At 48.7% G+C, this 12986-nt stretch carries 11 protein-coding genes; 5 read left to right on the forward strand and 6 right to left on the reverse strand.

What is annotated here, in order from left to right; translation table 11 throughout:
• Nucleotides 1-4: 4 nt before the first annotated feature.
• From AB8809_RS10880 to AB8809_RS10895, 4 genes are all read right to left on the reverse strand, one after another.
• Nucleotides 5-850: an EcsC family protein gene (locus AB8809_RS10880; protein ID WP_181846906.1), complete on the reverse strand. Its 846-nt coding sequence runs from the start codon at nt 848-850 to the stop codon at nt 5-7.
• 46 nt (nt 851-896) lie between these two features.
• Nucleotides 897-2675 carry an EAL domain-containing protein gene (locus tag AB8809_RS10885; RefSeq protein ID WP_182100164.1) on the reverse strand — a complete coding sequence of 593 codons (1779 nt, stop codon included), beginning with the start codon at nt 2673-2675 and terminating at the stop codon, nt 897-899.
• A gap of 460 nt (nt 2676-3135) precedes the next feature.
• Nucleotides 3136-3957: a serine protease gene (locus AB8809_RS10890; protein ID WP_015840509.1), complete on the reverse strand. Its 822-nt coding sequence runs from the start codon at nt 3955-3957 to the stop codon at nt 3136-3138.
• Between the two features lie 315 nt (nt 3958-4272).
• On the reverse strand, nt 4273-4575 hold the full coding sequence (locus AB8809_RS10895) for a hypothetical protein (protein WP_015840508.1): 303 nt from the start codon (nt 4573-4575) through the stop codon (nt 4273-4275).
• Nucleotides 4576-5323: 748 nt separating this feature from the next.
• Here AB8809_RS10895 and fimA point away from each other — a divergent pair.
• The 5 genes from fimA (at nt 5324) to AB8809_RS10920 (ending at nt 11017) form a co-directional block, all read left to right on the forward strand.
• On the forward strand, nt 5324-5875 hold the full coding sequence (fimA, locus tag AB8809_RS10900; protein ID WP_015840507.1) for a type 1 fimbrial major subunit FimA: 552 nt from the start codon (nt 5324-5326) through the stop codon (nt 5873-5875).
• An 88-nt stretch (nt 5876-5963) separates the two neighbouring features.
• Complete coding sequence (locus AB8809_RS10905; RefSeq protein WP_015840506.1) at nt 5964-6668, forward strand: fimbria/pilus periplasmic chaperone; 705 nt, start codon at nt 5964-5966, stop codon at nt 6666-6668.
• Between the two features lie 81 nt (nt 6669-6749).
• The gene (locus tag AB8809_RS10910; protein ID WP_015840505.1) at nt 6750-9380 is read left to right on the forward strand and encodes a fimbrial biogenesis usher protein; all 2631 of its coding nucleotides are present in this window, start codon (nt 6750-6752) and stop codon (nt 9378-9380) included.
• Nucleotides 9377-10426: a fimbrial protein gene (locus tag AB8809_RS10915; RefSeq protein ID WP_349856010.1), complete on the forward strand. Its 1050-nt coding sequence runs from the start codon at nt 9377-9379 to the stop codon at nt 10424-10426. Before AB8809_RS10910 ends, AB8809_RS10915 begins: the two co-directional genes overlap by 4 nt.
• A gap of 12 nt (nt 10427-10438) precedes the next feature.
• The gene (locus AB8809_RS10920; protein WP_349856009.1) at nt 10439-11017 is read left to right on the forward strand and encodes a fimbrial protein; all 579 of its coding nucleotides are present in this window, start codon (nt 10439-10441) and stop codon (nt 11015-11017) included.
• Between the two features lie 63 nt (nt 11018-11080).
• On the opposite strand, the gene AB8809_RS10925 is transcribed toward AB8809_RS10920, so the two are convergent.
• On the reverse strand, nt 11081-11692 hold the full coding sequence (locus tag AB8809_RS10925) for a helix-turn-helix domain-containing protein (RefSeq protein WP_015840502.1): 612 nt from the start codon (nt 11690-11692) through the stop codon (nt 11081-11083).
• 825 nt (nt 11693-12517) lie between these two features.
• A complete protein-coding gene (gene asr / locus AB8809_RS10930) occupies nt 12518-12982 on the reverse strand; it encodes an acid resistance repetitive basic protein Asr (RefSeq protein ID WP_043881779.1) in 465 nt (154 codons plus the stop codon).
• Between the last annotated feature and the right edge of the window lie 4 nt (nt 12983-12986).

Consider the following 12986-nt stretch of genomic DNA (forward strand, 5'->3'; position numbering starts at 1 on the left):
CTTGTTATTCCATCAGGTCGCGACGGTTGTTTTTTAGTTCCAGATAAGCCGACCTGATTGCCTCTTCACCATAGGTCTGTTCCAGACGTTTTATGATGAAATGGCCTTTCGCCATGTTTTGGTAGTGGTGGATAAACAGCGTATTGATGGCGGCACCGCTGGCAGCGCCAATCACCGGGACAATCTGCGCGGCCATTTTCTCTGTCATGGTCACACCGAGTCTGGTTGCGACGGCATCAATCAGCTTTGCCAGCGTTTTTCCTGCCTGTGAGGTGCTCATTCTTGCAGAGGCTTTCCCTGCGCTTTTTTTGCCAGCAATGCCGATTAATTCGCGGCTGGCATGTTTGGTGATATCAGCCAGAACGGCGCGTGAGGTGTAATAGGCTGAATCGGCAGCATCATCGCTTTCTTGTGTTCCACCGAGCGCGAAAACTTCCACACAAGCGGCTTTAACGGAAAGATCGCTGAGGGAGAAACCTTCGCTGCGGGCGATGTCCGCCACGGAACGCATCATGATCGTCGTGCTGATAGGCAGTTCGACCAGTAGACCCGCGGCACCAAAAAAGCCGCTGACCGCACCAGAAGCGGCGACGGCCAGTTTATGTGTCTTTGGCGACGCCACGCGAGCGGGCGCATCGTCCAGCGTATAGAGCGCAGCGTCTACCGCTTTGTACAACGCCGTGTGAACCACATCCTGTATTTTGTTTTTCACCAAGGCGGGTAATTTCGATAGGCTCCATTCAATCGGTTTTCCAACCAGACTCGCCGCCTGTATGGCAAAAGAGGGGGCTTCCAGTAGCGCCATGGCGTTTCTGATAGCGAGCTCATCCTGCGAAGTAAGAAGAGTCATGCGCGTTCTCCATACCGTTTGTTGAATAGCCCGCTGACGGGGGATGTTATGTCGAGGTTTGTGACGAGCGCGTTGTTAACCAGGTGGTGAATGCCTCGGGAGGAATGGGCCGGGAAAAATAGTAGCCCTGCACTTCATCACACCCAAAACAGGCCAGGTAGTCGAGCGTTTCTTTATTTTCTACGCCTTCCGCCAACACAATATAGTTCAGTTTGTGCAGCATACTGATAATCGATTCCACAATGACGCGGCTTTTATGGTCCGTTTTTATATCTTTAATCAGCGATTTATCCAGCTTTATCACCGTAGAGGGGATATTACGCAGATAGCTTAGGTTACTATATCCCGTGCCAAAATCATCAAGCGCGATGGTAAATCCGAGTTGTTGTAGAGTTTGAATGGTGGCGAGTGTTTCGGTGCTTTCGATGATTTTCTGCGTTTCGACGCATTCGATATCAATATCCTGAGGGGTAAGCCCGTGGTTCTCCAGAATGGTGATGAGGCGTGGGATAAAATCATTCTCGGAGAAATTTCTGGCAGAAACGTTAATTGACACCGGGAAGTGTAACCCCTGCTGACGCCACTGCTTCACCTGGCATGCCGCTTCCCGGGTAACCCAGTCCGTCAATGGTCGCATCAGCGTGGTGCCTTCCGCGAGCGGAATAAACTGGTCAGGGTAAATCTCACCCAAATCAGGGTGACGCCAGCGAATCAGCGCTTCGGCGCCAATAACGGTGTTGGTCTTGATACTTAATTTCGGCTGGTAAACCAGATAGAGACCCGGTTTGTTGTTCTGTAACACGTCGGCCAATTCATTGAGCAAGGTAAACGCGATTTGCTGTGCCTTATCGGCCTCTTGGTTGTAGGCGAACTGACGAGTATTGGTCGTGATAGCGGCACGCAGCGCGCTCATAGATTCACGCAGGATTCGCTGAGGATCGTTGGCCGGGATCTGGAATTCGGTATATCCAACGAAAAATTCCAGCTTGAGCGGAATATGGCTGGTGATGCTTTCATGAATCCGCTCGGCACAGGCATCGAGCTCCGCCAGAACCTGTTCTTTATTTTCCGACTTCACCAGCAGGGCGAAGCGTCCTACCGCGGCGCAGTAAATATTTTCTGGCGAGCTCAAACTGAGGCGCAGGAAGATACCGATATCTTTCAGCAGACCCTCTACCGTCGGCATACCCAGCGCGCATCCCATTTCATAGGCGTAAGAAATGTCGATGGTATCAATCAGAATAAGCAGGTAGCGCTCGTGGATGTCGGTAATGCGGCTGATGTCGTCAATGAGGCGCTGGCGGTTGGGCAATAGGGTCACGGCATCAATCAGTCCAATCGCGTTGCGGTATTCCATTAATACTATCGCGATGGCGGCTAAATCATGCAGTAACCGCAGCTGGATTTTACTGAACGTGCGCGGAACATAATCGATAATGCTGAATGTTCCGATGGCGTAACCTTCTTTGGTTTTAAGCGGAACACCCGCATAGGAGCGAATAAACGGCGTCCCTTTTACGTAAGGACTTTCCTTAAAACGCTCGTCATGAATAGCATCAGGGCAGATAAAGGCCTGACCCGTTTGTACGGTAAAATGGTCGAATGAACCGATTTTATCCATATCATCCAATGGGAAATGGGTTTTTGCTTTAACGTGCAGAGATTTGGTGCCGGTTAGCGTCACTAGGGCCGTCGGGGCTTCGAGCAGTTGGCAGGCTAATTTTGTGAGCTTGTGAAGAATATCGTCTTGAGATATATCGGTTTTTTGTAATTCGTCGAGAGTCTGCATGCGTATTTTTTCGTCATGGCTCAAATGTTTTAACATGTAGACTCTTCCTTTCCGCAATAATAATCGCGACGACATCAATTTAATTTAACGGCGACACAATAACATAGAGGTTAAAAATTGAGGTAACTTATTATACCACCTTTATCTTTCCGTTAAGGTTCAGGCGATTTTTTGTCTTAAGTCATGTTTTCATGTTTCAATGCCCGCTGTAAATTCATGATATTTTCCAATTGCTTATGAGTAAAAATAAACCGTTTAGCTGAGAAAACGCTCTGCGAATAAATGAGAATCTAATTATAAAAAATGGCATTTTCAATAAGGTAAAAATAGCATCCTGATAATTGTTGTTCCGTTGTTACAGTAACAATATGGATGAATAACCTATATCTCTGATAAGAATAGAACAGATATTTTTTTATACTGTGACGCGGATGGGAAGACGGGGACGCCAGGTGATCCCTGAATAACGGTTTCTACCTGGCGTATCTGCTAGTCGTTAACGTTGTTTTGCCAACATTTCTAACTGCTGACGAATCGCAGTAACGGAAACGGCTCGGTTATCGGCGCGATCGCGTTCACTGGCATCGGGCGCAGAGCTTTGAATGCCCATAAGCACCCAGCCTGTCGCTGAATTTAGCATCAGAGGGGAACCGCTATCGCCAGGCAACGTATCGCACTGGTGCGCCATCACGGCGGTGTGAACCCAGCCAGTGATCAAACAGTTTTGATGGCGGTAAAGCGTCTCCTGATGATCTTCCGGGTAACCAGCCTGCGTGACGCGCTGACCGTTATCCTTTAACGCCTGCATCAACTCCTGGCGGCTGCCTTGCCAAAGCGGCAGCGGGCGAATTCCCGGCGGCGTTTGCTTTAACCGAATCAGGGCGTAATCCAACGGTGCGGCTGAAGGCGGAACGATCCATCCTTCGCCGTCAGCTTTCAATTTTTTGGCGAGGGTTTTATTCGCCAGTGCTTCAATTTCCGTCGTTTCATAACGCCAGCCATTTTCTGTCGCCAGAAAGCGTAGCGCGACGGGTTTATCGATCTCGCCTTTCGGTGGCGTGACCACGCAATGCCCGGCCGTCAGCGCCAGATGAGGGGAGATCAGCGTCGCAGTGCAGAGGTTACCGCTGGCGGTTTCCAACTGCCCAATAGCCTGCCACGGCCAGACCGCCGTATCAGGAACCACATCCCGATCGTCGTGATTGAAAAATAAAATTTGCTGCTGCTTCTGCGCGTCGGTATCTGTGGATGGGGATTCAGCCCAAGTTAGCGGGGCGATAAATGATAATGAACATAACAACCAGGCTGATATGCGCATGTAGTGAATAAACCTTATGATAAAAGCCATCTTGAGGCGCTAAATATAGCGCGTTGGATTAACTATAGATGTATTTGTTGGTGAGGGACTGAAAATTAAAATGTTATTGAGTGTAAAAGGCGCGGTATGACATCACTGCACGGCAGCGGGCAGGGTATTATCGAACGTCAAAAGGGTTGTTGCGGGGCGAGATTATTTGCGAAAAACCGTTCTGCGACTGTTTCACTATGTCCCCATAGGTTAAACGCTACGCCGCAGTCTTACGTGGCGTAGCGTTTTCAGATCAGTAAATGACATCTCGCGGTGCCATCAGCCTTATTCGTAGCTGACGGTCACGATACGTACATTTGAACTCAAGGTTTTTGCGCTCACGGAACCGATGCTTTGTGGCAAAGCCGCATAGTGTGAGCCGTTTTTCATTTGTAGCGTTTGTACTCTTCCTTGCCGTTCACAACTGACAGTCACATTGCTTGACTGTGTCGTAACATCGCAAACGGGCTCGACGATGGCACCGACAAAGCGAATGATGCCTGTTGATGAAGAGGATGAGGCGAAGGTATACGGTGTTGCAGCCACAATGCAGAGCAAGATGGCTGTTTTTTGCAGGATTTTTTTCATTATGGTGTTCTCGGTATTGCCTGGTGTGTAATGGTATAAACGGCATCAAATGATAAAACTTTATTGCACCTAAACCTTTGTTGAGTGATGTTCATCCAGTGTGAATAATCATTTTTTAAATCAGTTAATTACATCACTCGAAGGTTGAGCGCTTTTGCACTGCGTGATTGGGTATTTCATTGCAATGCCTACTGTTTCTCCATTAGCTACTTACCCTCAATACCATCGTTTTTTCTTTATCCTGTGTGATCCGCTTTTTTATTTCCTATCTATCGATGACGCATTCGCGTTTTTATCGCAGTGGTCCGCTTTACGTTGTGAAATCAACCATGAAACATCATAAAAAATAAACATACGGGCTCATTTGGCCCATTTCATGCGCTCGTGTTTTTTATGCGAGGATTCACTGCTGAATAAAAAAATAAACGTATATTCCTGATTGTTTTTATTTTGTGATTTTAAATTTCAATATTTTTTATTTTGTTGGTTTTTAATGCTGGTTTTTTACTTTTTTTATCAGGCTGCAACCAACTTTTACAAATTAACCATCATGAAAAATATTTATTAACGCATCACGACGGAACGTGTGCAGGCCATCTTGGCCTGACGTTTTTCTGTGTCTAAGGACGTCAGAAGAGACCCTGACTGATGCACTGAGGAAAAAGATCGAGATGTCGCTTTAGCGACAGAGCCACGATTGTTTTTAAGGCGATCGTTAACTTTTATCTGTTATCAGGAAATATAAGTTATGCATAAATCTCTACTCAATACCTTGATTGGCGCCTCATTATTGTCATCCAGTGTGACCGTTTTTGCGGCCACCGTTGCAGGTGGAACGGTTCATTTTAAAGGTGAGATCGTTAACGCGGCTTGTGCAGTCAGTACCAATACGGCCGATCAGATTGTGAATCTGGGCCAATACCGTACCGCGCGTTTTACCGGCGTGGGAACCTACTCTGGCAAAGTGCCGTTCACCATCAACCTCGAAGATTGTGATTCCACTGTTTCTACTACGGCAGCTGTCGCCTTTACCGGTACGGCTGATTCGAATGACAACACCGTTTTGGCCGTCAGTAACATTGGTGGCGGGGCATCTGGTGCGGCAGGCGGTGTGGGTATTGAAATCTCCGATCGTACCGGTGCGGTTCTGACGCCAAATGGCGCTGTGTATTCAGCCCCGCAAACTCTGAACGATGGCAGCAACGTCCTGGCGTTTAATGCACGCTATAAAGCGACGCAGGCGACCACGACGCCGGGCGCGGCAGATGCCGATGCCACGTTTACCATCGATTATCAATAAAGATGCCTTAGGGAGGAAATAAAGCCAGGGACTGGCTTTCGCTGTGTCTTTAGATCCAATTCAACAACACTTTATCGTGAGGTTGCGTGTGCAGAACTCATCTCTCTTATTTCAATCTTTCACCTTCGGTCTGGTGCTTTTTGCTTTATTGACGGTTCATCAGGCACAGGCGGGGGGGATTGCGCTGGGCGCTACGCGGGTGATCTACTCCGCAGAGGCCAATCAGGCTTCACTTTCGATTATTAACAGTGATGAAAATAACCGCTTTTTGATTCAATCCTGGGTAGAAGATAAAGACGGGAATAAAACCAAAGATTTTCTGGCGACTCCTCCGCTTTTTGTGGTGAAACCCAAAGGTGAGAACACATTGCGACTGATGTATGTCGGTACACCTTTGCCTACCGATCGCGAATCCGTTTATTGGGTCAATGTCAAAGCGATTCCGGCGGTTGAGAAACGATCGCTGGAGGATAAGAACGCGCTGCAATTGGCGGTGTTATCTCGCATTAAACTTTTTGTCAGACCCGCTAATCTTCCCACGGGGGCCGATAGCGCACCCGCGACGTTACGCTTCCAGCAGTCAGGCTCGGCGCTCACGATCACCAACCCCTCTCCTTATTTTATTACGCTGGTCAACCTCCAGTCTGGCAGCCAGAAACTTCCCAACACGATGGTGCCGCCAAAAGGTTCGACATCACTGACGCTGTCTGGGGGAGCACCCGGTGCGGTGAGTTTCCAGACCATTAACGATTACGGAGCCATGACGCCGCGCGTCACAGGTAAAGGGCTATGAAACGGTGAGGTACAGGCCGGCGTCAAGCTGCGTTGCAGCGATTGCCTGCGCTTTTCATCATCATAGATGAGGAACTTTTGTATGCGTTCAGAACCGACGAAACAGCAGCGTTCCGCCGCCCCTTATCGCGCAGTCCGTCCATGCCTGCGTTGGTACCCGGCCGTGATGCTGTACATGGCATTCCCACTCGCTGGTGATGCTGAGACTTTCTTTAATCCGACATTTTTATCGGACGATCCTTCGGCTATTGCCGATCTCTCTCGCTTTGATAAAGGTGAAGGGCAACCACCGGGTATCTATCGGGTAGAGATTTATGTTAACGCAGAATATGCGTTTTCTCGTGATGTTGCGTTTCAACTACGCACGCCATCCGATAAACCGTCCAGTGATGATACAGGTCTTGAGCCTTGCCTGCCGATAGCGTTGCTGGAACAACTTAATGTCAATCTACAGTCGTTTCCTTCTTTACGTGATGAACCGGCTTCCGCATGCATCAACGTGCCTCAGGCGATTCCCGATGCCAGCGTGCGCTTTGACTTTGAACTCCAGAGATTGAACATCAGCTTGCCGCAAATTGCGCTAAAAAATGCCGGGCGAGGATATATTCCGCCGGAGGAGTGGGATGAGGGCATCACGTCAGCGTTATTTAATTACCAGTTCACGGGCAGTAATACGCACGGCGATGCTCGCAGTGACAGCTATTTTCTTAATCTTGATAGCGGAGTGAACTGGAACGGCTGGCGGTTGCGCGATTACTCTACCTGGCGTTATTCCCGCTATGCAAACCAGCGCTATAACGAATTCCAGCATGTCAGTACTTATTTACAGCGTGCCATCATTCCCTGGCGCAGCGAATTGACTCTCGGCGACAGCAATACAGTAGGCGAGGTTTTCGATAGTTTGGGATTTCGCGGCGTACAGATTGCGTCCGATGACGCGATGCTGCCGGACAGCCTGAGAGGGTTTGCACCAACGATCAGGGGGATTGCCAAAAGCAACGCCCGCGTCACCATCCGACAAAATGGCTATGTGATTTATCAGGCTTATGTTGCGCCTGGTGCGTTCGAAATTACCGACCTTTACCCAACGTCATCCAGCGGCGATTTACAGGTAACCATTACTGAGAGCGATAACTCGACGAACAGCTTTTTCGTGCCGTATTCCGCCGTGCCGCTGCTCCAGCGTGAGAACCGGATGAAATATTCCGCGATGGTCGGTAAATACCGTAGCAATAATCCACAACAGGATCAGCCCTTGTTTGGTCAGGGGACGCTGATCTGGGGGCGTTCGGCTGGGGTGACGTTGTATGGCGGCACACAACTGGCTGAAGATTATCAGGCACTGACGCTAGGTTCAGGGAAAAACCTCGGCGACTGGGGCGCATTTTCAGCCGATCTCACGCAGGCTTATAGCACGTTATCGGATGGTAGCGATCATAAAGGGCAATCACTGCGTTTCCTGTATGCCAAATCGCTGAATGATCTGGGGACGAATTTTCAGATCCTGGGTTATCGCTATTCAACCAAAGGTTTTTTTACGCTGGATGAAGCCAGCTATAAAAACATGAGTGGTTATACGGTCGACTTTACCGATGTTCAACCTGTGGTACGCGACTACTACAACCTGAATAACGCGAAAAAAAGCAGGATGCAGATGAATATCACCCAGCAGTTAGGGAAGGGAATGGGGTCCTTATTTTTAACGGGAAGCCGACAGGATTATTGGCATACCAAGGGTACAAACGATCTGTTGCAGGTCGGCTACAGCAATGTGTACCGCGGTGTGAGTTATAACCTGAGTTACAGCTATAACAAGAATCAAGGACTGGAAGAACGGAACCAGCTGTTTGCTTTTAACCTCTCTGTTCCACTGAGTCAGTGGCTCAGTGGACATCGTGAAGGGATTAACCTGCGGCGTTCACAGAATACGGCTTACGCTTCCTACAACATGACGTCGGACAATCAGGGGCGCACGTTACAGCAGGTAGGGCTCAGTGGCACGATGCTGTCGGATGGCAATCTCAACTACAACGTCTCCCAAGGGTATGGTAATCGCGGCATTGGGAATAGTGGGAACGCGGGGCTTGGCTATCAGGGCACCTATGGCAACAGCAACGCCAACTACAACTATACGCGCAACACCCGTCAGCTTAACTATGGGGTGAGCGGCGGAGTGGTGGCGCATGCCGATGGGGTCACGTTTAGTCAGCCGCTGGGCGATACCAACGTATTGATTAAGGTTCCCGGTACCAGCCGTGTCAAAGTGGAGAATACCACCGGTATCCAGACTGACTGGCGTGGCTATGCCGTTATTCCTTACGCCAGCGTTTATCGCAATAACCGCATTGCCCTCGACGTCAACTCGTTAAATCAAAACACAGAGGTCAACAATACTGTCGCCAACCTTGTACCGACGCGAGGGGCGATGGTTCGTGCCAGCTTTACCGCCTATCAAGGCGGGCGTGCGCTAATTTCGCTACAGCAGCGTAATGGCCGACCGGTTCCTTTTGGTGCGCTTGTCTCCCGTGTAGACAGCGATAGCACCGGTATTGTTGGTGACGATGGGCAGGTCTTCCTGTCTGGGCTAACCCCTGAAGGCGAGCTGAAGGTTGCATGGGGTAGTGGTTCACAGCAGCAATGTACGCTTCGCTACGCTCTTCCAGACGGCAGTGAAAACCAACCGGTATCCTATACGAAGGCGGTATGTCAATGAAATTATTAACGAAAAATAAAAGTGGCGCAACGCGAAGCGCTATGTGGTGGCGCGGCGTCAGCGTGGCGGGTTTGTTGGGGATTGCCAGTCAGGCCAGTGCGATACAATGCACGACCTCAAGTGGTTCACCTTTAACGTATGACTACACTTACGCGCTGGCTTCCAGCCAGAACAATGTCGGATATGTTACGGGGTGGAATGAAAAAACCGATGCAGGTTCCTATGCGATAAGTGGTCCATGTAATAACCGAGATACGGTCTACTATTCCGCCCGGTCCGGCCCATCGTTGGTTTTGGCATCAACGGAAAGCGGCGTGAACTGGTTTGATATTACCGGCAATGATTATCTCCAGGTGGCATCGCGTATTTTTGTTTATAACCGCACCTCGGCGGGCATTTTTCATAATGTGCCGTTTACCGATGTGAGCAACAACTGTGATGGACTGTGCGGTGGGAATGCGACAACGGGCAGTCGGGTTCAGGTAAATTTCCGTATCAAACGCAAGTTTGTCGGGGTTTCCAATATCCCGATGACACCCATTTTTTACCTCTATGGCAATCAGGGAGGTAGTGGGCAAAGCGTGGGGTCGCCACTGGTGGTTGGCTACATGAGCGGTTCGGTCACGGTTCCTCAAAGTTGCGTTTTGAATGCGGGTCAGATCATCAGCATTGATTTTGGCGGAATTTCATCAGGGGCGTTTAAAACGGCGGGTGAAAAACCGGAGGGGGTTCCACCGGTGACGCGGACGATTGGTATCGCCTGCAACGGTATCGATGCACAGGCAAGTATGTCGATGCGTCTTCAGGCTGATAAATCGTCTGGCAACATGGTGGTTTCTGACAATCCTGACGTCGGCTTTATTGTTACAGACAGTGGAAGTAATCCCTTGACGCCCAATGATATTGCGAGCGTGATTCCTTTTACGCTGGATGAGGCAGCAAGTGCCAATGTGGCGATTACTGCGTATCCGGTCAGCGTGACGGGGACTAAGCCCCAGGAAGGCGTCGCGACAGCAAATGCCTATCTGCGCGTCGATTTTTACTAAAAGGGGGAATCGATGAACCGATCTCAGGGTGTGATGGCTGGCGCGGTGCGTACGCGAGTAACATGGGCCGCGCGTTTCGGCTGGGTTTCTCTGCTCTTTATGACGTGTGCTGTGCAGCCAGTCCGTGCCGATCTCGGGCTGACTAATATGCGGCTCACGGCGACGCTGCTGGCGAACAGCTGTAGCGTCAGCACAGGGACGCAGGAACAAACGGTTGAACTCGGTACCTGGCCAAGTAAGCAGTTTGCGGTAGGATCGCAAAGCCCTAATCCTACGCGTTTCGAGATTGTGCTGGAGAACTGCGGCGTCGCGGCATCTGGCGTCGAGATCACGTTTCATGGCAGCGCGCCAGTGGGGGATAGTACGCTGCTCGCGCTTAATGCCAGTAGCAGTGCGACGAATGTTGCCGTGGCGATACTGGATAGCGAACGCCGTCGGTTGCCACTTGGCCAACCGACACCCGTTTATGCGCTGTCGGCAAACGCTGCACGCGTGCCGCTGGTGTTTTACGGGCAGTATGTTGCGATTGGTACGCCAGTCACGGTCGGTTCTGCAAATGCGGATGCAACATTTACCCTAACCTATCAGTAAACGTTGGAAGACGGTATTGAAGAGACGTGACGGGTCAGGTGACCCGTCGTGATAAGTGATTATTTAATTACATTCAGTGAGGTGGCGTAATTTACCGTGTTCTAACGTGAGTAAACCTTGTTGTTGTAATTGTTTCAGTCCCCGTTTTATCGTGCTTTTTGATAGTGATGTCCGTTGAGAAATATAGGACAGAGCAGAAAAGCGGAGTTTGACATCCGGGGGAAGTTGATTCAGCGAACGTAGCATTTTATGCACGATAGAAAGTGAATCGCCATGATTCCCAATACAGTGATCGATCAGTGCATGAAAGCCGGTATTAACAATCGTTAAGACATCATCGAAACGTTCATAAGCCGTAATGATGCGCATGGCGGTATTGAAAGGAATACTACGAATTTTCCCATAATCGACCCTTTCCAGATAAAGTTCGCCACCATCAAGTGTCACCATGGACCAGCCAACGATAGCGGGTGATAAGATAACAGAAATAACCTTATCATCGATGGATTGCTTCATTAAGAATGTTCCTTCATCCAGGAAGTAAATAACTTGCTCCCCTGATGGATAAAAGAAATAGAGCCGTTTCCCTTTAATAACTTTGGTTGGGGTTGCGATATTGCTGTGTGGAGAAAGTATTTTTGTGATGCGAAAAATAGATGTATTTAATTCTTTCATTTAAAACCTGTGCATGATGGAGTTATAACGCGTCCATTTCGTCTTATGATGAATGTAAATTCCTTAAAGGTATGTAATTAATTGTGTGGTTTTGAAAGTCAATCCATATTCGACTAAATATATTATTGTCTTTTAATCAATAGAGACCTCATTAGTTTAAATGACTATATGGGTAATGCTTCATTAGCACCATGAAATGACAAACAAGACCGCAGTGCGGCATTGTTTTTTGATGTCATGATGTTTTCGGAAATTAAACCTTGTAGTTAGTGTGCTTTACTTTTAATAATAAATTTATTTGAGATCCAATGTTAATTATTATTGATTTCGAAATTGTAGTTTAAGATTTCGATAATTCAATTGTTATTGGCTTATTTGTCATTGCAGCTCAGGTGTATATTTATAAGGCATTGATATTATTTGGTTTGGGTGGTGGTTTTATCTGGTTTGACCTGTCAGATGGGAACGAAAATTATTAAATTACACCAAGAAATAATACTGTTAATGAGACTTGTTATCAAAGCGGCGTGAGGTTTTATTTACGTATGGCTTCGACATTGAAAATACAGGGATAGTCGGAGGAGAGAGGAATACTGACGGTTAGAGAAAAAAACTCAGGGTGATAAGGCCACAAAGCAGAACGAGGGACAACATAATTTCAAATGAATAACGACGCATCATTTTCCCGTCCCCCGATGAAATAAACACCCGGTAAACCGGGTGTTTGATAGTTGCTCTATTTTGGTCATCCTTTAGCGATTTGATTCAAATCGGGACTGACCGAAAGTGGCTCCTTCCCGTGGGGAAGGAGCGGGTACTTATTGATTACGCGGCTGGCGTGGTGGTAGCCGGTTTTGCAGTTTTCGCTTTTTTCACGTGTTTCTTGGCAGCCTGTGCTTTCTGAGCAGGAGCTGGTTTAGCTTTCTTCACGTGTTTTTTGGCAGCTTGCGCTTTCTGAGCAGGAGCTGGTTTAGCTTTTTTCACGTGTTTCTTGGCAGCTTGCGCTTTTTGAGCAGGAGCTGGTTTAGCTTTCTTCACGTGTTTCTTGGCAGCTTGCGCTTTCTGAGCAGGCGCTGGCTTCGCTTTCTTCACATGTTTCTTGGCAGCCTGCGCTTTTTGTTCAGCGGCAGGTTTCGCTTTTTTCACCTGTTTTTTATGGTGAACGGCTTTAGCCGGAGCAGACGTGGTCGCCGTTGGCTGAGCTGGTGCGGTGGTTACGGTATCCGCGGCAAACGCTACAGAGGACAGACCCAGTGCCGCACCTGCGATCATAACTAATACTTTATTCATCATC

It is taken from the genome of Pectobacterium aroidearum (genome assembly GCF_041228105.1).
GTDB lineage: Bacteria > Pseudomonadota > Gammaproteobacteria > Enterobacterales > Enterobacteriaceae > Pectobacterium > Pectobacterium aroidearum.